The sequence below is a fragment of the Aminobacter niigataensis genome (genome assembly GCF_014200015.1).
Lineage (GTDB): Bacteria > Pseudomonadota > Alphaproteobacteria > Rhizobiales > Rhizobiaceae > Aminobacter > Aminobacter niigataensis.
The window spans coordinates 50,738-73,666 of record NZ_JACHOT010000004.1 but is presented as its reverse complement, the minus strand read 5'-3'; the positions used below and the strand labels follow the sequence as shown (position 1 = coordinate 73,666).

Annotated in this window: 23 protein-coding genes; 16 read left to right on the top strand and 7 right to left on the bottom strand. The window is 64.4% G+C overall.

The features are described from left to right. The first annotated feature begins 586 nt into the window (after positions 1–586). Positions 587–1,333: a DUF2726 domain-containing protein gene (locus GGQ99_RS15530; RefSeq protein WP_183263244.1), complete on the top strand. Its 747-nt coding sequence runs from the start codon at positions 587–589 to the stop codon at positions 1,331–1,333. Positions 1,334–1,539: 206 nt separating this feature from the next. Here GGQ99_RS15530 and GGQ99_RS15525 read toward each other — a convergent pair whose 3' ends face one another. The 7 genes from GGQ99_RS15525 to GGQ99_RS15495 all read right to left on the bottom strand — a co-directional run bounded on the left by GGQ99_RS15525 (position 1,540) and on the right by GGQ99_RS15495 (position 8,046). Continuing rightward, a complete protein-coding gene (locus tag GGQ99_RS15525) occupies positions 1,540–2,889 on the bottom strand; it encodes a hypothetical protein (protein ID WP_183263243.1) in 1,350 nt (449 codons plus the stop codon). Positions 2,890–3,276: 387 nt separating this feature from the next. Continuing rightward, positions 3,277–4,467 (bottom strand): arsenite efflux MFS transporter ArsK, encoded by a 1,191-nt coding sequence (arsK, locus tag GGQ99_RS15520; RefSeq protein ID WP_183263242.1) that lies wholly within the window; start codon positions 4,465–4,467, stop codon positions 3,277–3,279. Beyond that, complete coding sequence (gene arsH / locus GGQ99_RS15515) at positions 4,464–5,168, bottom strand: arsenical resistance protein ArsH (RefSeq protein ID WP_183263478.1); 705 nt, start codon at positions 5,166–5,168, stop codon at positions 4,464–4,466. Before arsH ends, arsK begins: the two co-directional genes overlap by 4 nt. A gap of 2 nt (positions 5,169–5,170) precedes the next feature. Continuing rightward, positions 5,171–5,584: an arsenate reductase (glutaredoxin) gene (arsC, locus tag GGQ99_RS15510; RefSeq protein WP_183263241.1), complete on the bottom strand. Its 414-nt coding sequence runs from the start codon at positions 5,582–5,584 to the stop codon at positions 5,171–5,173. Then, positions 5,581–6,642: an ACR3 family arsenite efflux transporter gene (arsB, locus tag GGQ99_RS15505; protein ID WP_183263240.1), complete on the bottom strand. Its 1,062-nt coding sequence runs from the start codon at positions 6,640–6,642 to the stop codon at positions 5,581–5,583. The genes arsC and arsB overlap by 4 nt, the downstream gene beginning before the upstream one ends. Before the next feature lie 3 nt (positions 6,643–6,645). Then, positions 6,646–6,990 carry an ArsR/SmtB family transcription factor gene (locus GGQ99_RS15500; RefSeq protein ID WP_183263239.1) on the bottom strand — a complete coding sequence of 115 codons (345 nt, stop codon included), beginning with the start codon at positions 6,988–6,990 and terminating at the stop codon, positions 6,646–6,648. A 132-nt stretch (positions 6,991–7,122) separates the two neighbouring features. Next, positions 7,123–8,046: a LysR family transcriptional regulator gene (locus GGQ99_RS15495; RefSeq protein WP_183263238.1), complete on the bottom strand. Its 924-nt coding sequence runs from the start codon at positions 8,044–8,046 to the stop codon at positions 7,123–7,125. Between the two features lie 100 nt (positions 8,047–8,146). Between GGQ99_RS15495 and GGQ99_RS15490 the strand changes: the two genes are divergently transcribed. The 15 genes from GGQ99_RS15490 (at position 8,147) to GGQ99_RS15420 (ending at position 22,927) form a co-directional block, all read left to right on the top strand. Continuing rightward, on the top strand, positions 8,147–9,301 hold the full coding sequence (locus tag GGQ99_RS15490; RefSeq protein ID WP_343061740.1) for a muconate/chloromuconate family cycloisomerase: 1,155 nt from the start codon (positions 8,147–8,149) through the stop codon (positions 9,299–9,301). Positions 9,302–9,305: 4 nt separating this feature from the next. Continuing rightward, positions 9,306–9,596 carry a muconolactone Delta-isomerase gene (catC, locus tag GGQ99_RS15485; protein ID WP_183263237.1) on the top strand — a complete coding sequence of 97 codons (291 nt, stop codon included), beginning with the start codon at positions 9,306–9,308 and terminating at the stop codon, positions 9,594–9,596. A gap of 95 nt (positions 9,597–9,691) precedes the next feature. Beyond that, on the top strand, positions 9,692–10,618 hold the full coding sequence (gene catA / locus GGQ99_RS15480; protein WP_183263236.1) for a catechol 1,2-dioxygenase: 927 nt from the start codon (positions 9,692–9,694) through the stop codon (positions 10,616–10,618). A gap of 57 nt (positions 10,619–10,675) precedes the next feature. Beyond that, positions 10,676–12,046: a benzoate 1,2-dioxygenase large subunit gene (gene benA, locus GGQ99_RS15475; RefSeq protein ID WP_183263235.1), complete on the top strand. Its 1,371-nt coding sequence runs from the start codon at positions 10,676–10,678 to the stop codon at positions 12,044–12,046. A gap of 89 nt (positions 12,047–12,135) precedes the next feature. Beyond that, a complete protein-coding gene (gene benB, locus GGQ99_RS15470; RefSeq protein ID WP_183263234.1) occupies positions 12,136–12,627 on the top strand; it encodes a benzoate 1,2-dioxygenase small subunit in 492 nt (163 codons plus the stop codon). Positions 12,628–12,649: 22 nt separating this feature from the next. Further along, entirely contained in the window at positions 12,650–13,669 is a 1,020-nt protein-coding gene (gene benC, locus GGQ99_RS15465) for a benzoate 1,2-dioxygenase electron transfer component BenC (RefSeq protein WP_183263233.1), read from the top strand. Then, a complete protein-coding gene (benD, locus tag GGQ99_RS15460) occupies positions 13,666–14,454 on the top strand; it encodes a benzoate diol dehydrogenase BenD (RefSeq protein WP_183263232.1) in 789 nt (262 codons plus the stop codon). The genes benC and benD overlap by 4 nt, the downstream gene beginning before the upstream one ends. 95 nt (positions 14,455–14,549) lie before the next feature. Then, on the top strand, positions 14,550–15,890 hold the full coding sequence (locus tag GGQ99_RS15455; RefSeq protein WP_183263231.1) for an MFS transporter: 1,341 nt from the start codon (positions 14,550–14,552) through the stop codon (positions 15,888–15,890). Between the two features lie 120 nt (positions 15,891–16,010). Then, the gene (locus GGQ99_RS15450) at positions 16,011–17,225 is read left to right on the top strand and encodes an ABC transporter substrate-binding protein (RefSeq protein ID WP_183263230.1); all 1,215 of its coding nucleotides are present in this window, start codon (positions 16,011–16,013) and stop codon (positions 17,223–17,225) included. A 50-nt stretch (positions 17,226–17,275) separates the two neighbouring features. Further along, positions 17,276–18,148 (top strand): branched-chain amino acid ABC transporter permease, encoded by an 873-nt coding sequence (locus tag GGQ99_RS15445; protein WP_183263229.1) that lies wholly within the window; start codon positions 17,276–17,278, stop codon positions 18,146–18,148. Position 18,149: 1 nt separating this feature from the next. Next, positions 18,150–19,151, top strand: coding sequence for a branched-chain amino acid ABC transporter permease (locus GGQ99_RS15440; protein WP_183263228.1), 1,002 nt, complete (start codon positions 18,150–18,152; stop codon positions 19,149–19,151). Continuing rightward, positions 19,141–19,899, top strand: coding sequence for an ABC transporter ATP-binding protein (locus GGQ99_RS15435; protein ID WP_183263227.1), 759 nt, complete (start codon positions 19,141–19,143; stop codon positions 19,897–19,899). Before GGQ99_RS15440 ends, GGQ99_RS15435 begins: the two co-directional genes overlap by 11 nt. Next, entirely contained in the window at positions 19,896–20,594 is a 699-nt protein-coding gene (locus GGQ99_RS15430; protein ID WP_183263226.1) for an ABC transporter ATP-binding protein, read from the top strand. Before GGQ99_RS15435 ends, GGQ99_RS15430 begins: the two co-directional genes overlap by 4 nt. A gap of 10 nt (positions 20,595–20,604) precedes the next feature. Continuing rightward, positions 20,605–21,441, top strand: coding sequence for a 3-oxoadipate enol-lactonase (pcaD, locus tag GGQ99_RS15425; protein WP_183263225.1), 837 nt, complete (start codon positions 20,605–20,607; stop codon positions 21,439–21,441). 4 nt (positions 21,442–21,445) lie between these two features. Then, positions 21,446–22,927 (top strand): benzaldehyde dehydrogenase, encoded by a 1,482-nt coding sequence (locus GGQ99_RS15420; RefSeq protein WP_183263224.1) that lies wholly within the window; start codon positions 21,446–21,448, stop codon positions 22,925–22,927. Positions 22,928–22,929: the final 2 nt, after the last annotated feature.

Here is a 22,929-nt window from a genome sequence, read left to right as displayed (position 1 = left end):
GGATACGACGCGATTGAGTTCACGCGTGTGACCCAAATTCAGGATCACGCCTTCAATGTCTACACATTCGCTGCGGGGCGGCGCTTCATCGCCGACCGCTATGCGAAGGACGGCAGGAAATTATACTGCGGGCTCCTGACCCTAAACAACGACGTGAAGCCCTATGACACGTGTATAGGCTTCGAAGCGCCCAACGTAATTATTCTCGGGCCCGGAGAAGGCTTCAGGGAGGTGCGTCGGCCACAATTAGGCAGCATAATCAAGGTGATTAAGCAGCGCATATGAGTTGCAACACGTTGCAGGAGACCTCATAGGGAAGAAAATGACAGATCGTCGCTCTAGTGGTGAAAATCTAACGCTTGGTACCGGTGCGAAATACCTGTTCCGACCCAAAGCGGAAATTCCTGACACTGTTTCATCGACCTGAAATGGCTTTGGTCGGGGACTGGAAGTCCTCGCCCAGTCGTGGCGTTCAACAAAGGATCGTCTGCGTTTCGGACCGACGCGTTCCCTTTTTGACTTGTCATTTGCAAAGTGGAACCCTCCCGTTAATGGTTCCTCTACACGGCAAAGGTAGATTGCCTGCATGCCGCCCGAGATTGTCGCACTAGTCGAGAAACCTTATCTGCTGCTCGCCGTTCTTCTGGTCGGCGGCTTTGCTGGCATGACCGTCGAGCGTTTCCTGTCAAGAATGCGACGGCAAGCTTGGCGGGAAAAGAACCGGTGGCGCTGGGAGCAGAAGCGCAGCGGGGGCAACATTGATACTGTACCGTGGGCACCGAAGCCTGATCCGGTCGCGCCTAAGCAACCTGATGCTGTTGATCAATTGCGGATTGTTATGGCTGCTGACTTCACGGTTCAACCGCTCCTCAACAAGAGCGAAGCGCGCGTCTTTAAGGAACTCGACCGCTTCGTGATCAGCTGTAATCCGGGGTGGCAGGTGATGGCGCAGGTGTCGTTGGGTGAAATTCTACGTTGCAAGGACGTGGACGCCTACCGCTGCATCAACTCGAAACGCGTCGATTTACTGCTCGTGGACGAGAACTGCCAGCCTCGGCATGCAGTCGAATATCAGGGCGGTGCGCATCATCAGGGCACCGCTGCAGCGCGCGATGCGGTTAAGAAGGAGGCGCTACGGCGCGCAGGCATCAGCTATCACGAGGTTGTCGCCGGTCATACAACGCCTTCCGAGCTCAGGCAGTTGATTGAGAAACTCGTGGACAAGCCGAAAGCTGCTCAGCAGCAGCGGGATGCAGCAGGCGCTTCCCCAGTCGGCGGACATGAAAATCAGACGAGCGCGTTGCTTGTCGGCGACGGTCGCTCCCTACCCTGAAACTCCGGTACCAAGCGTCAGACTTTGACCTCTAGCTCACCAAAAGCAAGCCCTTGCTTTCGGAGCCGCCGTCACTCGTCCGGTGTAGCCGCTCTGTCTCCCTTCTCAACGGCTAACGCCGTCCTCCGCTCCGCTCCGGCCTGACGGTGAGAAGCTCGTCACAGCGGCTCAACCTGCCGCGCGACGGCGGCTCCGAAAGCAAGACCTCACCCCACCTCTACGTTCGTGGAACTCAGCGCTGCGCCATTTCGAAGATGTTCGAGCCCGTACCGGTAGCGGGCGGTGGGGATGTAGAGGTGATCGCTTCCGGTCTGCTCGACATGCTGAAGGATGCCTTGGTTTACTAGCCGATCAATGACTGCTCCGAATGAGCTTTGCGGTGATCTCACGAGACGGCCATCTCGAACGAGAATATGCAGTGCGTCCTCCCCGGATGTGGTGTTCCGAAGAGCCCGTAGAATGTCGATTGCCACTTGATGGGGAGGGTGGTCGTATCGGGATGGCCGCAGGTATTCCTCAAGGGATCGAAAGACACGGTTCACGCGTGCGCTTGCATCGATTGCGGCAAGATCGAACCAGCCGAAAAGCGCGGCAACGTCATCGCCCTTGGTTCGTTCGAAGCATTCCGCATCACGGGCATTGTGAATGACCTCTAGCCGCACCCGGTCGCCCAGTTTCGCGTAAACTCGAAGCGATGTCCCCTTCGCCAACTGAATGCGCACGACAGGCGAGTTTTCGTCGGTTCCAATCGCCGTTGTGCGATCTACAGTAGGGCTGCGAGGATCGGTCGGCCACCACCGGACATGTGACTTGGAAGCCTGCGCGCGAAGCGGCAGCTCGAGCCTCCGGACAAACTGCAGTGCATCTGTTGCACCGATCTCCCAGTATGTCTCGACGGTCTTGATGGTCAGATCATCGCGCTCACGTCGCAAGGTTGCTCCGACGTGCTCTGCGGCCACGTGTAAGCGGTGACTGAGATAGTTGAGCGTGCCATAGACGTAGCGTTCCAATTGGATGCGCCAGTTTGCAGGGTGGGCCATAGCCTGCCGCCTCTGCGAACCAGCAATCACGTTTCCGCCACCTGTCAGCGAAGGCTCGTGTGGACCGGCTGAGGCCGCCGCAAACATGTTGATCGGAACGTTGAACCATCCCGATTTCGGCAATCGTGAAAGGCTGTTCGGTTCAAACATCACCCACCGCGTTGGGTTCAATGCGAGGTCGGCCTCAAGTTTCCAGCGGCAGTGTCCTGAAGGATCGCGCGATACGAGATAGCCTCGAAGGGAGCCGCTGAAGAGGGGCGTTCCCGGCCGGATACGATCCCGCTCCTGCTTGCCTCCCAATACGCGCCACCTTGGCGCATACGGCAACATGCCACTGCGCTTGTTGAACAGGCACCGACTGCTCCCGGCCTCTTCGTATGCTCGCGATAGGTGATGTCCAAACGCGCTGAACTCATCCACGGTGCCGGTGAAGGTCCAGTTGCGAAAGGAGGCGAGCACCCTGTCTTGTCGTGCGCTCCGTGCCTCAACGGTCAGCGAATGCGGTATACGCTCCATCGTTATCCCCTCAGCCTCACACGCAGAGGTAACGTCACCGGCTCGATTTGAAAATGGCGAGGTCGACGATCTTCTATGTAAAAGGGAAGGTGGAGCGGCGAACTGAGGCGGCTAGCCAGAAGCGGCGAACTAAGAGGTTCCAGAGTGCGCTGTAACGGCTCCGAGGCCGCTGCGATTGGTACACAAAGGTGGTACGCCGGTGTCGTGAAATCCCTCGTATATTATTGTTTTTGCTACATATTTTAGCTTGCGGCTTGTTCCCGCTTGGCTCCACCAAATCACCTTCGTCAAATCTGCTATTTCTGAAAGATCGGCTCCTGGCTTGGCCGGGCCTTGAGCGGAATCGGCGAACTTCAGTTCGCCGACCCTGGCGCGTCCGCACGGGCTTCAGGTGCCGTGTCGAGCCAGGCGGTTGACCGCCAGAAGCGTGAGGGCGGCACTTCCGCCCAATCCGACCACGAGCGCCAGCGACCAGGTGATGCCGATGTTGGCCATCCCGAAGGCGAGCGCAAACGGTGCCAGCGCCGAGACGATCAGGCGTGCTGACGTGACGCGTCCCTGGAGCCGGCCATAGCCTTCGCTTCCGAACAGCATCAGCGGCAAGGTGCCGGAGACGATACTGAACAGCCCGTTGCCCAGGCCGAACAGGACGGCAAATGCCATGGCTCCGACGACGCTCGGGGCGGTCAGTACCAGCACCGCGACGGCGCATGGCATGAGCGCTGCTGCGATCAACGCCAGCATCACCGGCGACAGGTTGCGGCCGTACATCATGTTGGTCAGGCGGCTCAGCACCTGGGACGGGCCGAACAGCGTTCCAATGACAGCGGCCGAAGCGCCAACGCCCAAGCCTGAAAGCAGCGGGACCATGTGGACCAGGACGGCTGCGCCGACCAGGGACTGCAGGGCGAAGGCCGTCACCATCAGGGCGAAGCCCAATGGGCGTGCCGACGCTGCGAGTTGGCCGACGATGGGCGCAGGCAACTGTGAGGCCTTCCGCCGGCTTTGCGCCAGCCCATGCGACAGCCAGGCATGCAGAGGCAGGCAGACAACAAGATTGAGGCCGGCGAAGATCAGGTAAACGTGCTGCCATGGCATCCTGGCGTGCAGTGCGTCGGTGAGCGGCCAGAAGATCGTCGAAGCGAATCCCCCGATCAAGGTCAGGTAGGTGATGCTCCGCTGCGCAGTGCGAGGCGAAATCTGGACGAGCAGCGCGAAGGCCGCGCCGTACTGCACCAAGTTGGCAGCGATCTCGACGGCGATCAGGGCAAGGACGAAGGCGGCCTTGGTCGGTGCCATGGCGCATGCGACGAGGCCGGCGGCAGCCAGTCCGGAGCCGAGCGTCATCAGCCGCCCGGCGCCGTAGCGGTCGATCCATGACCCCAGCCACGGAGCCACGAGGCCGCCGGCCAGCAGGGCGGCCGACAGCGCCCCGAAGACCCATTCCGCGGACCAGTCCAGATCTTTCGCCATGTCGCCGGCGAGGATACTGAAGGCGTAGTAGAGCGTTCCGTAGCCGATGATTTGCGTGATGCCGAGGGCGGCAATTGCTGCGATCGGCGCACGCTCGGCTGTCATAGCGATTTCAGTCGCACGCGCTTTTCAAGCTTGGCGGCATGCTCTTTGCGCTCGCTGTAGCGATCGGTCAGATGTCCGGAGATGCCGCGCGTAAGCAAGGTGAACTTCATCAGTTCTTCCATGACATCGACGACCCGGTCGTAGAAGGATGAAGGCTTCATTCTTCCGCTTTCATCGAACTCCTGCCACACCTTGGCGACCGATGACTGGTTGGGGATGGTGACCATCCGCATCCAGCGTCCGAGGATTCGCATCTGGTTCACGGCGTTGAAGGACTGCGAACCGCCAGAAACCTGCATGACAGCCAGGGTCCGGCCCTGCGTCGGACGGATGGCCCCGCCCGGCAACGGGATCCAGTCGATCTGCGCCTTCATGACCGCGCTCATGGCGCCATGCCGCTCGGGGCTGGTCCATACCTGGCCCTCCGACCAGAGCATCGCTTCGCGCAGTTCCTGCACCTTGGGATGCTCGGCCGAGGCGTCTTCCGGCAATGGCAGGCCGTTTGGATGATAGACGCGCGTCTCAGCCCCCATCGCATCGAGCAGCCGCTGGGCCTCGAGCGTCAGGAAGCGGCTATAGGACCGCTCGCGAAGCGAGCCGTAGAGCAACAGGATACGCGGCTTGTGGGCCGGGAAGGCTGCGTTCAGCGCTTCCGGGTCGGGCATGCGGAATGCGTCAGGCTGAAGATTGGGCAAGTCCATGTTCACAGGAGCTTTCGATCGTAGCTCACCACTTCGCCGTCCTCCTTGGTGTAGGACGCAACCGGGTTGTCGAGCAGGTCGAGCACCGCTTCGGATGGACGGCAGAGCCGAGTGCCGCGAGGGGTTTCAACGATCGGCCGATTGATGAGAATCGGGTGGGCGAGCATGAAGTCGAGGATCTGGTCATCGGTCCACTTGGGATCCGACAGCCCGAGTTCGCCGTAGGGCGTTCCCTTTTGCCGCAACAGGTCGCGGGGAGGCATCTTCATCGCGCCGAGAAGCTCGACCAGCCGATCGCGCGACGGCGGGTCCTTGAGGTATTCGATGACGACGGGCTCCTCGCCGCTGGCCCGGATCAATGCGAGCGTATTGCGCGACGTGCCGCAGGCGGGGTTGTGATAGATCGTGATGGTCATCGGGCGCTCCCGGTTTCGATTGATGTCTTGGTCTCGATGCCGCGCTCGTACCAGCCCTTCGAGCGGTTCACGATCCAGACGACGGACAGCATCACCGGAACCTCGACCAGCACGCCGACGACGGTTGCGAGCGCTGCGCCCGAGCTGAATCCGAACAGGCTGATGGCGGCAGCCACGGCCAGTTCGAAGAAATTGGAAGCACCGATCAGTGCCGACGGTCCGGCAACGCAGTGCTGTTCGCCGGAAATGCGGTTCAGCAGGTAGGCAAGTCCGGAGTTGAAATAGACCTGGATCAGGATGGGCACGGCGAGCATCGCAATGACCAGCGGCTGCGCGATGATCTGCTCGCCCTGGAAGCCGAACAGCAGCACCAGCGTGGCCAGAAGCGCGACCAGCGACATCGGCTGCACCACTTTGAGCAGGCCGTCGAGCGCTGCCTGTCCGCTACGAGCCAGCAGGCCGCGCCGAACGACCTGGGCGATGAGCACGGGAATGACGATGTAGAGGACGACCGACAGGACGAGCGTGTCCCATGGAACAGTGATGGCGGACAGGCCGAGCAGCAGGCCGACGATCGGCGCGAAGGCAACGACCATGATCGCATCATTCAATGCGACCTGCGAGAGCGTGAAGTGCGGCTCGCCCTTCGTCAGGTTCGACCAGACGAACACCATGGCCGTGCAAGGCGCTGCGGCCAGGATGATCAGGCCCGCAATGTACGAGTCGATCTGATCTGCCGGCAGATGCGGCCTAAACAGCCAGCCGATGAACAACCACCCCAGGAGCGCCATGGAAAACGGCTTCACGGCCCAGTTGATGAACAGCGTCACGCCGATGCCGCGCCAGTGCCGGCCGACCTCATGCAATGCCGCGAAATCGATCTTGAGCAGCATCGGGATGATCATCAGCCAGATCAGTACGGCCACCGGGATGTTGACCTTGGCGATCTCGGCGGCGCCGATCCCCTGGAACAAGCCGGGCAGGAAATGGCCGAGGGCAACGCCCACGACAATGCAAAGTGCGACCCACAGGGTCAGGTAGCGTTCGAATATGGACATCGGTCAGGCCTTCAACGGAGTGCCGCAGGCCGCGGCGGTGATGACGGGCGCGCAGATTTCCGGACGGCCGGAGCAGCAGTCCTCCATCAGGAACCGGATGATGCCCCTGATCGCATCGTACTGGGCGCTGTAGATCATCGACCGGGAATCCCTGCGTGCGGCGACCAGGCCTGCCCGCTCCAGTTCCTTGAGATGGAAGCTGACGTTGGAGGCCGAAACGTCGGCCTTGTCGGCAATGGTGCCGGCCGCCATGCCATCGGGACCTGCGACAACCAGCATGCGCAAGATGCGCAGCCTGGTCTCCTGCGACAGGGCTCCGAAGGCGGCGAGGGCTCGGTGCTCTTCCATATTTCAATAATCCTAGAAATATCGAAATGATGAGTAGCCGACCCGAATATTTCTGACAAGGCGAAATGTTCGATTTCGTCACTGAAGCCCTGCGAACTGCCGGACCTTCTGCCTGGCAGCGAGTTTTCCAGGCTACCAGGTAATGTTCGACAGCTGCAGCCAGGGCGGGTTGTCGGCATACATTTCCCGGATCAGTTCCTTGATCGCCTCTATCCGTCCGGAATTGTCGTTGCGCCGATAGCTCATGATCACCGGCGAGGTTGCCTTTTCATCGGACAAGATGCGGTAGCAGACATCGTCGGGGCGCTGGCGCTGCGAGGCCGCCGGAACGATGCACAAGCCCGCGGCCGCTGCCACCAGGCCGAGCGCGGTCTGTATCTCGCGAACCTCCTCGACGATGCCGGGTTCGACATTGAGCTCGGCAAACAGGCCGAGCACCTCGTCGGCGAAGCTTGGTCGCGGCTTGGAGGGATAGATCACCAAGGTCTCGCCCTCTATGTCCTTGAGGGCGATCGGCGAGGTCGAGAGCGATTTGGGATGGTTCTTCGGGAAGGCGACGACCAGTCGCTCCTCGCGCAGCGTGATCCGTTCGACATCCGGGTCGCTGAGCCGCACGCGGCCGAAGCCGAGATCGATGCGCCCGTCCTTGAGGGCGGCGATCTGCTCGACCGACATCATCTCGCGGAACTCGATGCCGAGCTCCGGCCAGCGGACCCGCATGCGGCGGACGAGGTCGGGAATGCCGCTGTAGAGCGTCGAGCCGACGCATCCGATGATGAAGATCTCGCGCCGCGACAGCGCGATGCGGCGCGTCTGCTCGCGAATGTGCTCCATCCGCGTGATCATCTGGCTCGCCTGCTCGTAGAAGAAGCGGCCGGCCTCGGTCAGCGCCAGCGGCCGGCTCGACCGGTCGATCAGTACGGCGCCCAGGCTCTCTTCGAGTTGCTGGATCTGCCGGCTGAGCGGCGGTTGAGCGATATGCAGCACCTCCGCAGCCCTTGAGAAATTGCGCTCGCGTGCGACGGCGACGAAGTAGCGAAGCTGGCGCATGTCCATGGCACTATACCTTCTAGGTATCGATATCGACCGAGATAGTCTTGGACTGTTTGTCGGCTCAAAGCTAGCGTTTGCCATAGGAAGTTCGGAGGAAAGTTCCGTGAATTCTGGCATCCGCATCATCGAAATCGATACCATCCTGCTTGATGTGCCAACCATCCGGCCGCACGCGCTGTCGATGGTGACGATGAGCGGGCAGACGATGATGGTCGTCAGGCTGCGCTGCTCCGACGAGGTCTCGGGACTGGGCGAAGGCACCACGATCGGCGGTCTCGCCTATGGCGCCGAAAGCCCCGAAAGCATGAAGCTTGCGATCGACCAGTACATCGCGCCGCTGCTCATCGGCGCCGACGCGACGCGCGTCGCGCTTGCCATGGACAAGGTCAATGCGGCGGTGAAGGGCAACCACTTCGCCAAATGCGCGGTCGAAACCGCCCTTCTGGACGCACAGGCACGCCGCCTTGGCCTGCCGCTCTCGGAACTGCTCGGCGGGCGTCGTCGCGACAGCCTTCCGGTGGCCTGGACGCTCGCTTCGGGCGATACCGCCAAGGATATCGAAGAGGCCCAGCGCATGCTGGAGGCCCGCCGCCACAGGGATTTCAAGCTGAAGATCGGCAAGCGACCGGTTGATCAGGACGTTGCGCATGTGGCGGCGATCCGCAAGGCGCTGCCTGATTTCGCCAGTGTCCGCGTCGACGTCAACATGGCCTGGCGTGAACGCGAGGCGGCCCATGGCATTGCGGCATTGGCCGACGCCGGCTGCGTGCTGGTCGAGCAGCCTGTCGCCGGCGTCGAGCCGCTCGCCCGGCTGCAGGCGAAGTCCCGCATCGCGCTGATGGCCGACGAGATACTGACCGGACCCGAAAGCGCGCTGGCCGCGGCATCGAAGCACGCCGGCGACGTGTTCTCGGTCAAGATCGAGCAAGCCGGCGGCCTGTTCGCCGCATCGAAGGTGATCGCGGTGGCCGAAGCGGCAGGTATCGCCGTCTATGGCGGCACGATGCTTGAAGGACCGATCGGCACGATCGCCGCAGCACACCTGTTTGCCGGGGTTCGCAGTCTCGACTGGGGCACCGAATTGTTCGGCCCGCTGCTCCTGACCGAGGAACTGCTGACCGAGCCGCTCGGCTACGCCGACTTCGAGCTCAGGGTTCCGACAGGGCCTGGCTTGGGAATCGAATTGGATGACGCGGCGGTGAACCGCTTCCGTCGCGACCGGGCCGGTGCGCCCGCGTCCTTGCGCGTGGTGAGGTGAGATCATGCTGTTTCATGTCGAAATGACCGTCAACCTGCCGCACGATCTGCCCAAGGACCAGGCCGACCGACTGAAGGCAACGGAGAAGGCGCAGGCCCAGGAACTGCAACGCAGCGGCAAGTGGCGCCATCTTTGGCGCGTCGCCGGCCAGTACGCCAATGTCAGCGTCTTCGACGTCAGCGGGGCGGGCGAACTGCACGAAATCCTGTCCGGGCTGCCGCTGTTTCCGTTCATGCAGATCGAAGTGAAGGCGCTTTGCCGGCATCCGTCGGCGATCGCCGACGACGGCGCATAGGCGCCGACAGGGGCTCCCTTCCGCGCAGGTAGAGCGGGAGCAAGGGAGCGAGTTTAGTTAACGCGCAGCAATGCGAGCCAGAAAGGGAGGTTCCCATGTCCAGCAAGCTTATCGAAAAGTCCGTCATCGACGATCTCGCCAGCCGTGCCAGCGGCCTCGACCAGGCGGGCGGCGACCAGCGCCTGAAGAGCATCGCCAACCGGCTGCTCGGCGACCTGTTCACCGCCATCGACGATCTCGACATCAGCATGAACGAGGTCTGGAGTGCCGTCGCCTATCTCGGCCAGGCGGCGCGCAACAACGAACTCGGCCTGATCGCCCCGGGCATCGGCCTCGAGCATTTCCTCGACCTGCGCCTCGACGAGGCCGAGCGCCGCGCAGGCCTCGCCGGCGGCACCGCCCGCACCATCGAAGGACCGCTCTACATTGCCGGCGCACCGCTCTCCAAGGGCACTGCGCGGCTCGACGACGGCTCCGACAAGGGCGAGGTCGTGTTCATGCAGGGCCAGGTCCGCGACCAGAATGGCAAGCCTGTCGCCGACGCCATCGTCGACGTCTGGCACGCCAACACGCTGGGCAACTATTCGCATTTCGACCCGCAGCAGCAGGCCTACAACCTGCGCCGCCGCATCCAGACCGACGCCGAGGGGCGCTACAGCTTCCGCTCGATCATGCCGAGCGGCTATGCCACGCCTCCGGGCGGCTCGACCGAGCAGCTGATGTTCGCCTTCGGCCGCCATGGCCACCGTCCGGCGCACATCCACTTCTTCGTCTCGGCGCCCGGCTACCGCCACCTGACGACGCAGATCAACATCGAAGGCGACGAATACCTGTTCGAGGATTTCGCCTTCGGCACCCGCAACGACCTCATCCCACCGGTCGCCCGCATCAGTGACCCGAAGGTGCTGGCCGAACGCCAGGTGCAGGAGCCTTTCGCCTCGATCGACTTCGACTTCGTGCTGATGCCTGAAGTGGAAGGCGTGACGGACACCGTGGTCGAGCGCGAACGCGTCAGCGCCTGATGTCGGATCGGGTGCGCCAAGCGGAGGCGGCGCGCCACCTTTGTGGAGGAATGCAACATGCTGGACTCAAACCTTGATCGGCACATCGAAGACAAGCTCGATGCGGCCGTTGTGGACGACCCCGCCACCGGCGCCTATCGCTGCCGTCGCGACATCTTCACCGACCCCGACCTGTTCGAGCTGGAAATGCGCCACATCTGGGAGGGCAACTGGGTCTATCTCGCCCATGAAAGCCAGATCCCGCACGCCAACGACTTCCTGACCGGCCATATCGGCCGCCAGCCGATCGTCATCTCGCGCGACAAGAAGGGCGAGCTGCACTGCTTCCTCAATGCCTGCTCGCATCGCGGCGCGATGGTGTGCCGCCACAAGCGCGGCAACAAGAGCACCTACACCTGCCCGTTCCACGGCTGGACCTTCTCCAACAGCGGCAAGCTGCTCAAGGCCAAGGACCCCGACGGTGCCGGCTACCCCGAACAGTTCAACAAGAACGGTTCGCACGACCTGACCAAGGTGGCGCGTTTCGAGAGCTATCGCGGCTTCCTGTTCGGCAGCCTGAATGCCGATGTGCTGCCGCTCGAACAGCATCTTGGAGAAGCCGCAAGGATCATCGACATGATCGTCGATCAGTCGCCCGACGGGCTCGAAGTGCTGCGCGGCGGCTCGACCTATGTCTATGACGGCAACTGGAAGCTGCAGACCGAGAACGGCGCCGACGGCTACCATGTCTCCTCAGTGCACTGGAACTATGCGGCGACCACCAATCACCGCAAGGATGCGCTGGCCGCTGCTGCCGGCGTCGACGTCACCCGTGCCATGGACGCCTCGTCCTGGGCCAAGCAGGGTGGCGGCTTCTACTCCTTCGAGCACGGCCATCTCCTGCTCTGGACCCGCTGGAGCAATCCGGAGGACCGGCCGCTTGCCGAGAAGCGCGGCGAACTGACCGAGAAGTTCGGCCAGTCCTGGGCCGACTGGATGATCGACCGCTCGCGCAACCTGTGCCTCTACCCCAACGTCTACCTGATGGATCAGTTCTCCTCGCAGATACGCATGTACCGGCCCATCTCGGTCGACAAGACGGAAGTCACCATCTACTGCATCGCGCCCAAGGGCGAGGGTGCCGAGGCACGTGCCCGCCGCATCCGCCAGTACGAGGACTTCTTCAACGCCTCCGGTATGGCCACGCCCGACGACCTCGAGGAGTTCCGCTCCTGCCAGATCGGCTACCAGGCGCGGCAGGCGGCGTGGAACGACCTCAGCCGCGGCGCCACGCACTGGATCGAGGGCGCCGACGAAGGCGCCAAGGCAATCGGCCTCAAGCCGCTGCTGTCGGGCGCCAAGACCGAGGACGAAGGCCTGTTCGTCATCCAGCACAAATACTGGAAGGAAACGCTGGAGAAGGCGGTCGGCAAGAACCCGACTGACTGACGGCAACTGATCGGCGAGCCCGGCTCGCCGCCTTTCAAGCATCAAGCCCGCACGGCGCGGTCCGAGAACGGTCCGCGGAAGGAGACGTCATGACCATTTCACGCCAAGAGGTGGAAGAGTTCCTCTATCGCGAGGCCCGATTCCTGGACGACAGGCAGTGGGACGAATGGCTCGCGCTCTACGCCCCGCATGCCGAGTTCTGGATGCCGTCCTGGGACGACGATGAAACGCTCGTCGAGGACCCGCAGACCGAAATCTCGCTGATGTACTACCCGACCAAGCAGGGGCTGGAGGATCGCATCTTCCGCATCCGCACCGAGCGCTCCAGCGCCACCAGCCTGCCGGAGCCGCGGACCATCCACCACATCTCCAATGTCGAGATCCTGGAACAGGATGCGGAGAAGCTTGAGGTCCGCTTCAACTGGCTGACCTTCAACTTCCGCTACAAGACCACCGATTCCTACTACGGGGCGTCGTTCTACACGCTCGAGGTCGGCGACGGCGCGCTGAAGATCGCCCGCAAGAAGGTCGTGCTGACCAACGACTACATCCACCACGTCATCGACATCTACCACGTCTGAACAGGCCAGGGAGGATCGCGCCATGGCACACAGGATAGCTTTGAACTTCGAAGACGGCGTCACCCGCTTCATCGAATGCGACGGCAACGAGGTCGTGGCCGATGCGGCCTATCGGGCCCGGCTCAACATTCCGATGGATTGCCGCGACGGCGCCTGCGGCACCTGCAAGAGCAAGTGCGAGTCGGGCCGCTTCAGGATGGGCGACTACATCGAGGATGCCCTCAGCGAGGACGAGGCATCGGAAGGCTTCGTGCTGACCTGCCAGCTTCGGCCGGAGAGCGACTGCGTCATCAGCATTCCGGCGACCTCCGCGCTGTGCAAGAGCGGACCGACGGCATTCGAGGCTGAGCTCGCCGACGTGCGCAAGCTTTCCGACACCACCATCGGCTTCACCGTCGCCCTCGACCAGCCGGAGGCCCTGAGCTTCCTGCCCGGCCAATACATGCAGGTCTCGGTTCCAGGCACCAGCGAGAGCCGCGCCTATTCGTTCTCGTCCTGCGTCTCGGGCGGCCGCGCCGACTTCCTGGTCCGCAACATCCCTGGCGGACTGATGTCGACCTACCTGTCCAGCCAGGCGGCGACCGGCGACCGGCTCACGCTGCGTGGTCCCGTGGGTGCGTTCTACCTGCGCGAACTCCGCCGGCCGACGCTGTTCCTAGCCGGCGGCACCGGTCTCGCCCCCTTCCTCGCCATGCTCGAATATCTGGAAGAGCAGGGCGGCCCCGCTCACCCGGTCAGGCTCGTCTACGGCGTCACCCGCGACGTCGACATGGTCGAGGTCGAAAAGCTCGAGCGTTTTGCCGAGACGATGGAGGATTTCACCTTCGACGTCTGCGTTTCCGACACGGCGAGCACGCACGGCCTGATCGGTTTCGTCACCGACCACTTCGGCGCCGCCGATCTGAACGACGGCGAGGCCGACGTCTATCTCTGCGGCCCGCCGCCGATGGTCGACGCGGTCAAGGCGCATTTCGACAAGATCGGGGTCAAGCCGGCCGCCTTCTACCATGAGAAGTTCGTGGCCGCGGAGGCAGCGATATGAGCGGCCGGGCGCAGCGTTTCGCCGGCAAGGCGATGGTCGTCACCGGTGCCGCGCAAGGCATCGGCCGTCAGGTGGCGATCGAGGCGGCCGCCGAGGGTGCGCATGTGGCGCTGGTCGACCGCTCCGAACTGGCCAATGAGGCCGCAGCCGACATCGTTGCCAGCGGCGGCAAGGCCGTTGCGATCCTGGCCGACCTCGAGAGCTGGCAGGGCGCGACAGGCGCGATCGAGGAGGCGCGCGCTGCGCTCGGACGCGTCGATGTGCTGGTCAACAATGTCGGCGGCGCCATCTGGATGCGGCCGTTCGAGCATTTCGACGAGACCCAGATCGAGGCGGAGATCCGCCGCTCGCTGTTTCCGACCATGTGGTGCTGCCGCGCCGTGCTGCCGCTGATGATCGAGGCCGGCGGTGGGTCGATCGTCAACGTCTCGTCGATCGCCACCCGCGGCATCAACCGCGTGCCCTATTCGGCGGCGAAGGGCGCGGTCAACGCGCTGACCGTATCGCTGGCCATGGAGAATGCCGAGCGCGGCATCCGCGTCAACGCGGTCGCGCCCGGCGGCACGGATGCACCGGTGCGCCGCATCCCGCGCAATGACGCTGCCCAGGACGAACGCGACAAGGCCTGGATGCAGGCGGTGGTCGACCAGACCAAGGCCACCAGCTTCATGAAACGCTACGGCACGCTCGCCGAGCAGACCAACGCCATCCTGTTCATGGCCTCGGACGAGGCCTCTTACCTCACCGGCACCATCCTGCCGGTCGGTGGTGGCGACAGCGGCTGAAAACACGGCGACGCCGGGTAGCAAGCTCGCGCCGCCGACCCCACAGACAGAGGCCGGCGTTGCCGGCCGATCGACTTCCTACAGGAGAAATACACGTGCTCAATTCTAGACTGGACATTCGACAGCTGCTCGACGAGCGGCCTGTGAGTGGCCTGCAATTGCGGGTTTTCTTCCTGTGTTTTCTCGTCGCGCTGCTTGACGGTTTCGACACCCAGGCCATCGCCTATACCGGTCCGGCCATCGCCAAGGCGTTCGGCATGTCGCCGGGCGACATGACCTACATCTTCATTTCCGGCACGCTGGGCATGGCGCTTGGCGCCATGGGCCTCGGCATGATCGGCGACCGCATCGGCCGCCGTGTCGCCATTCTGGGTTCGATCGTGTTGTTCGGCGTCTTTTCGCTGGCCATCGCCTTTGCCCAGTCGCCGACCCAGATCGTGGCGCTGCGCTTCCTGACCGGCCTCGGCATGGGCGGTGCGACACCGGTCCTGCTGGCGATGGCCGCGGAATACAGCCCGTCGCGCCTGCGCGGTGCGGTGCTCACCGGCGTGCTCCTGGGCCTGCCGGCCGGCGCCATGGTCGGCGGCGTGCTCGCCGCCGGCTGGATGCCGGTCATCGGCTGGCAGGGCATCTACATCGTGGGCGGGGCGATACCGCTCGTCGTGCTGCTGATCTGCCTGGCGTTCCTGCCGGAATCGGCCCAGTTCCTCGCCTCGCGCGGCCGGCCCGAAGACATCTCCCGGGCTCGCAGTCTCGTCGCCCGCATCGCCGGCAAGCCGATTGCCGATGACACGACGTTCATCGTGCCGCCAGCGGCTGGCAAGGGCTCGGTCAGCGCGCTGTTCACGCCGGAGTACCGCACCAGCACCATAGCGATCTGGGCCATCTATCTGTTCAACTGGATCGCCTGGTTCATGTTCCTGCTGTGGCTGCCGACGGTGCTGACCGGCATGGGGCTCGACCAGCCGACCGCCGCGCTGGGAACGGTCATCGTCAACGCCGCCTTCATCGTCTTCGCCATTCCGCTGTCGATCTTCCTGCCGCGCATCGACATCCGCCGCACGCTGACGGCGATGTTCATGATCGGCATCGCGGTCTGTGCCGGGCTGGCCCTGGTGAACACCAACTGGACCCTGGTCTTTGCGCTCGTCGCCGCAGCCGGATTCGGCATCGGCGGCCAGCAGATCGCGCTGAACTACCTCATCTCCAGCACCTATCCGACGGAGCTACGCGCCACCGGCACCGGCTGGGCAATCGGCATCGGCCGCACCGGCGCCATCGTCGGCTCGGCGGCGGGTGGTTGGCTGCTGCAGGCCGGAGGAACCAGCGGCTACTTCGCCGGTCTTGCCGTGCCGCTGATCCTCGCGGCTGTCGCTGTCGTGCTGGTGCGCACGCGCCGGCAGGCACCGGCCGAGGCCTTTGCCGGAGGCCATTGAACCATACCGCCGTGGGCTCGGGCGCGACCCGGTCCCCACGTCGGATAGCGGCCGAGGTTGCTGCGAGGGGGAGGCCTCGCACGACGACTGTCCAATGACAATAAAACGGAGGAGTACGACATGACCAAGTTCAAGCCGACGACGCAGACCATCGCCATGACGCGCAGGAATTTTCTCGGCGCAACCGCAGCCGGAGCCGCGGGCCTGGCCCTCGGATTCCCCAAGCCGGCAATCGCCCAGGGCGCGCCGCTCAAGGTCGGACTGATGCTGCCCTTCAGCGGCACCTACGCCAAGCTCGGGCAGTTCATCGAAAACGGCTTCAACCTCTATGTCGAGCAGAAGTCGGGCATGCTCGGCGGCCGCAAGGTGGAGTTCATCCGCCTCGACGACGAGTCCAAGCCCGAGACCGCGACCGACAACATGAACAGGCTGGTCAGCCGCGACAAGGCTGACGTCGTCATCGGCACCGTGCATTCCGGCGTCGCCATGGCGATGGTGAAGGTGGCGCGCGACACCGGCGTGCCTCTGATCATCCCGAATGCCGGCGCCGACGAGGCCACCGGCCCGCTCTGCGCGCAAAACATTTTCCGCACCTCATTCTCCAACTGGCAGCCTGCGCATCCGATGGGCAAGGTCGTCCACGACGACGGCCACCGCAATGTCGTGACCATCACCTGGCGCTACACCGCCGGCCAGCAGATGGTCGGTGCCTTCACCGAAGGTTTCGAGGCGGCAGGCGGCACGGTCGTCGACGCGCTGACGGTGCCCTTCCCGGAAGTGGAGTTCCAGGCGCTGATCACGCGCATCGCCACGCTCAAGCCCGACGCGGTGTTCGCCTTCTTCGCCGGCGGCGGGGCGGTGAAATTCGTCACCGACTATGCCGCTGCGGGCCTGAAGGGCAAGATCCCGCTCTACGGCACCGGCTTCCTGACCGACGGCACGCTGAAGGCGCAGGGCGATGCCGCCACCGGCATCCGCACTACGCTGCACTATGCCGACGATCTCGACATTCCGGCCAACAAGTCCTTCCTGTCCGCCTTCCAGGCCAAGACCGGCGAAGCAGGCGACATCTACGCCGTCCAGGGCTTCGACGCCGCCGCCCTGCTGGAAGCCGGACTAACGGCGACCGGCGGCGACGCTTCGGCGCGCGAGGCGCTGTTCGGTGCCATGGCAGGTGCCCGGATCGACAGCCCGCGCGGGCCGCTGAGCTTCTCGGCCGCGCACAATCCGATCCAGAACATCTACCTCCGCGAGGTTCGCGACGGGCGCAACGCGTTGGTGTCGGTCGCCGGCGAGGCGGTGCAGGACCCCGCGCGCGGCTGCCGCATGGCCTGAACGGCGGGCGCAACTGCGCCCGCTTGCCTCCTTCGGACATGGAGACCGTTATGGATATCGGCACTTTTGCCATCCAACTCCTCAATGCCGTCCAGTATGGGCTCGTGCTGTTTCTCGTCGCGAGCGGCCTGACCCTGGTTTTCGGCATCCTCGGAGTGATCAATCTCGCGCACGGCGTGTTCTACATGCTGGGCGCCTATCTCGCCTGGTGGCTGACAGTGGCGACGGGTAATTTCGCCGTCGGCATCGTTGGTGCCTTCGCCATCAGCTTCGTCATCGGACTGGCACTGGAGAGCGTGTTCATCCGCAGGCTCTACGGCCGCGATCATCTCTCGCAGGTGCTGCTCAGCTTCGGCCTGATCCTCGTCGTCGACGAACTGCGCCAAATGGTGTTCGGCCGCGACGTGCAGTCGGTGCCGCTGCCCGAATGGCTGTCGGGTTCGCTGCCGCTGACCGAGGTGCTGAACTACCCGGTCTACAGGCTCGCCGTCAGCCTGCTTTGCCTGGCGGTGGCCGTTGCCATCTTCCTGGTCATCCGCCGCACCAGGATCGGCATGGTCGTGCGCGCCGGCGCCGAGAACCGCGAAATGACCCGTGCGCTCGGCATACCGTTCGACAGCGTCAACCGCTACGTGTTTGCCGTCGGCATTGCGCTCGCCGCACTCGCCGGTGCGGTGATCGCGCCGATTTCCACCGTCTATCCCGGCATGGGCGACGGCATGCTCATCCTGTCCTTCGTCGTGGTGGTTCTGGGCGGCATCGGTTCGGTGCCGGGCGCGGCCATCGGCGCGCTGCTGATCGGCCTGATCGACACATTCGGCAAGGTGTTCATGCCGGAGCTGGCCGGAATCCTCATCTACGTACTGATGGCCGTGGTCCTGGTGGTTCGCCCCACCGGCATCCTCGGCAAGCGGGAGGTTTGAGATGCAACCCCTGTCTTCACGTACCCATCTGGCGCTGCTTGCAGCCGTTGTTGCGGCGGCGATGCTTCCGGCGCTGGTCCCCGACTACTACGTCCAGTTCGCGGCCAAGGTGCTGATCCTCGGCACGTTGGCCATGGCGCTGAACCTCGCCGTCGGCTTCGGCGGTCTCGTCAGCCTCTGCCACGCCGCGTTCTTCGGCCTGGCCGGCTATGTCCTCGTGCTGGCGGCACCCGAATATGACGCGCCGTCGCTGCTGCTGACGCTTCCGCTTGCCGTTGGCGTCACCGTGCTCGTGGCGCTGGTCATCGGCGTGCTGTCGCTGAGGACGCGCGGCGTCTATTTCATCATGGTCACGCTCGCCTTCGGCGAGATGCTGTTCTTCCTGTTCCATGACACGCCGATCGGCGGCGGCTCGGATGGTCTCTTCCTCTATGTGAAACCGGTGCTGGCGTTCGGCGAGACGATCCTCCTCGACCTCGACAATCCGGTGACCTTCTACTTGGTGGCCTTGCTTATGACTGCCGGTTGCTGGTGGTTCATCCGACACCTGCTGTCGACGCCGTTCGGCGATGCGCTGACGGCAGCGCGCGACAACGAGCGGCGGGCGCTGGCGCTCGGCATCCCGGTGTTCCGCGTCCGGCTCATTGCGTTCGTGGTGTCCGCAGCGCTGGCGGGTCTTGCCGGCTATCTCTCGGCCGCCCAGTTCGGCTTCGTCGCGCCGCAGATGCTTGGCTGGCATCTCTCCGCCACCGCCCTGGTGATGGTCGTGCTGGGCGGCACCCGCCGCGTCGCCGGGCCGCTCGCCGGTGCCTTCGTCGTGACCGGGCTCGAGGAGGTGCTGAAATATTTCATCGACGATTGGAAGCTCGTCTACGGGCTGATCGTCATCGCGCTGGTGCTGGTTGCGCCCGGCGGCCTGCAGGACCTTGCGCGGCTGGCCGGCCTCGGCAGGCGCGCCAGCACGCCTGCGCTCAAGCTGAAGGAGGCGAACAATGTCGGCTGACATCCTCGAAGCCCGTGGCCTTGGCAAGCGTTTCGGCGGGCTTGCCGCCTGCTCGGACGTTTCCCTTAGTGTCCGGGAAGGCGAAATCCATGCCGTCATCGGCCCCAACGGCGCCGGCAAGTCGACGCTCATCAACCTGCTGTCGGGCGACCTGAGGCCGACCGACGGCACCATCCTGCTCGACGGCCGCGACGTCACCGCAAGCGGTCCGCACCAGCGCTGCCAGGGCGGCATAGGCCGCTCATACCAGAAGACCACGATCTTTCCCGAACGTACGGTGTTCGACAACGCCCGGCTGGCTGCCCAGGCGACACGGCCCGGCGCCCTTGCCATGCGCTGCGACGGCAAGCGCCGGGCCGCCGTGCGTGAAGCGGCCCTTGCAGCACTTGCCGAGGTTGGCCTCGAAGGCCGCGCCGACACCCCCGCGCGGGCGATGAGCCATGGCGAGCAGCGCCAGCTCGAGGTCGCCATGGTGCTGGCAACCGCGCCCCGGCTGGTCCTACTCGACGAACCGCTCGCCGGCATGGGGCACGCCGAGGCGCGCCGGATGACGGGCCTGATCGCATCGCTGAAGGCGGGCAGGGGCGTTCTCTTGGTCGAGCACGACATGGACGCGGTCTTCGCCATCGCCGACCGGCTCACCGTCATGGCCGACGGCAAGGTCATCGCCTCGGGCACGGTCGAGGCCGTCAGGCGCGACCCGGTGGTGCGCGCCGCCTATCTCGGAGAAGCGGAGGAAGTCGCATGAACATGCTCCTGACAGTCGACAGGCTGGAGAGTTTCTACGGGCCGAGCCAGATCCTTCATGGCGTAAGCCTGGCCGTGAAGCCCGGCGAACAGGTGGCGCTCATCGGCCGCAACGGCATGGGCAAGACCACCTTGCTGCGCTCGCTGATGGGGCTGGTGCCGCGCGTCCAGGGAACCATCGACCTGAACGGCAGCTCGATCCGCGGCAAGAAGCCGGAGACCATCTCGCAGGCGGGCGTCGCCCTCGTGCCCGAGGGGCGCGGGGTCTTCGGCTCGCTCACGGTGATCGAGAACCTCACCATGGCGTCCCGCGCCGGCCGCGACGGCAAGCGCGGCTGGACGCTGGACCGCGTGCTGTCGGTGTTTCCGCGCCTCGCCCAGCGCCGCGGCAATGGCGGCCACCAGCTTTCCGGTGGCGAGCAGCAGATGCTGACCATCGGCAGGGCGCTGATGACCAATCCGGAGATCGTTCTCATCGACGAGGCGACGGAGGGGTCGGACGAGATCTGGAAGACTCTCGCCGTCATACGCGGCGAGGGCATCGCCACCATCGTCGTCGACAAGGACATCAAGAACCTCGCGAAAGTCGCCGACCGCATGGTCGTGATGTCCAAGGGCGGCATCGAGTTCGACGGTACGCCGTCGGAACTCCTGTCCCAACCTGAGCTTCTCGAACGCCATCTCGGCCTGCACTAGGGCGCGCATCATGTCCTTCGCCAGAACCAACGGCATCGTCCTTCATTATCGCCGTATCGGCCGCCGCGGCGGACCGAGGATCGTCTTTGTCAATTCGCTCGGGTCGGACATCACGATCTGGGACGATGTCGCCGATGAACTCGGCGCCGATTTCGACCTGCTGTTCTATGACAAGCGCGGCCACGGGCTGAGCGAAGTGTCGCCGGCTCCCGGCGGCATCGCCGATCATGCGAACGACCTTGTCAGCCTGCTCGACCACGTCGGATGGGATAGCGCGGCCGTCTGCGGCCTGTCTGTCGGTGGGTTGATCGCAATGGAACTCGCGGTGCGCGCACCGGCGCGGTTGACCGGGCTGGTGCTGATGGACACGGCCGCCAGGATCGGCACGCTGGACGCATGGAACGCCCGCATCGACGCTGTGTTGCAGCAGGGCGTGGCGGCAATCGGCGACCAGATCATGGAGCGCTGGTTTTCGCCCGGCTACCGCAACGGCGAGCCCGACGCCTTTGCCGGCTGGCAGCGCATGCTGGAGCGCACGCCGGCCGCCGGCTACGCCGACACCTGCAGGGCGTTGCGCGATGCAGACTTGACCGAGACGATCGGCGGCATCTCCGCTCCGACGCTGGTCATCGCCGGCGCCAGGGATCTTTCTACCCCGCCTGAGTTGGTCGCCGACACGGCGCGGCGAATACCCGCAGCGGCTTTCCGCGCGATTGCCGGCGCTGGTCATCTGCCGTGCATTGAGCGTCCGGTCGAAGTGGCCAGTCTGCTTCGCGAGTTTCTTTTCCAAGGACGGCGGCTCCACGTCGCCGAACAGGGCGGCCGAGTGGCCGCATACCAGGAGTGACAAGATGAACAAGGCAGTCTCTTCCCAGGAGCTGAAGTTGATCCGCGGCGACCATCTCGACGGGACCATTTATTCGGGCGGCTGGAAGCGCACGACGCAAGCCGCCGACATCATCGAGCCTGCGACAGGTTCCGTGCTTGGCCGCATCGGCATGGCATCCCCGGCAGACGTGACACTGGCGTCGGCGTCGGCGGCCAAGGCACAGCGCGATTGGGCAGCGGCAAGCTACGACACGCGGGCGGCGGTCATCCGCAAGGCCGCCGGCATGCTCGAGCTGCATTTCGGCGACGTGGTCGAATGGCTGATCCGCGAGAGCGGTTCGGCGCGCGGCAAGGCGGAGTTCGAGACGCAACTCAGCATCAAGGCGCTGAACGAAGCCGCCGCACTCGCCTCGCAGCCGCAAGGTCTCGTGCTGCCGTCGGAAGCCGGCCGGATGAACCTCGCCCGCCGCCGTCCGCTCGGCGTCGTCGGCGTCATCTCGCCGTTCAACTTCCCGCTCTATCTCGCCATGCGGGCCGTCGCGCCGTCGCTCGCCGTGGGCAATGCGGTTGTGCTCAAGCCAGATCCGCGCACGGCGGTCTGCGGCGGGCTGGTCTTTGCCACGCTGTTCGAAAAGGCCGGCCTGCCGGAAGGCCTCATCCACGTGCTGCCGGGCGCCGGCGACGCGGGTGCCGCGCTGGTCGCCGATCCGAACATCGCGATGATCCAGTTCACCGGTTCGACCAAGGCAGGCCGCATTGTCGGCGAAAACGCCAGCCGGCATCTCAAGAAGGTGTCGCTGGAGCTCGGCGGCAAGAACACGCTCGTCATCCTCAAGGACGCGGACCTCGAGCTGGCGGTGAAGAATGCCGCCTGGGGCGCCTGGTTGCACCAGGGCCAGATCTGCATGTCGTCCGGCCGCATCCTGGTCGAGGCGCCGATCCTGGAGGCTTTCACCGAGGCGCTGGCACGGAAGGCGAAGAGCCTGCCTGTCGGCAATCCGGCGACGGACAACGTCGCGCTCGGCCCCATCATCAACAAGGCGCAACTCGATCACATCGACCGGGTGGTGAAAACCTCGGTCGATCAAGGTGCCCGACTGATGGCAGGCGGCACCTATGACAAGCTGTTCTACGCGCCGTCCGTGCTCGCCGGCGTCAAGCCTGGCATGGCTGCTTTCGAGGAGGAGATATTCGGCCCTGTCGCCTGCATCACCTCCTTCAGCGGCGACGACGAGGCGGTGGAACTCGCCAACCGCACGGAATACGGCCTGTCCGCCGCAGTGATCTCGCCCGACATCGGCCGCGCCATGGCCATCGGCGACAGGCTGCGCGCCGGCCTGCTGCACATCAACGACCAGACGGTCAACGACGAGGTCATCAACCCGTTCGGCGGCGTCGGCGCCTCGGGCAACGGCACCAGCATCGGCGGTCCCAGCAACATCGACGAGTTCACCCAGTGGCAGTGGCTGACCATCCGCAACACACCGCCGGCCTATCCGTTTTAAGA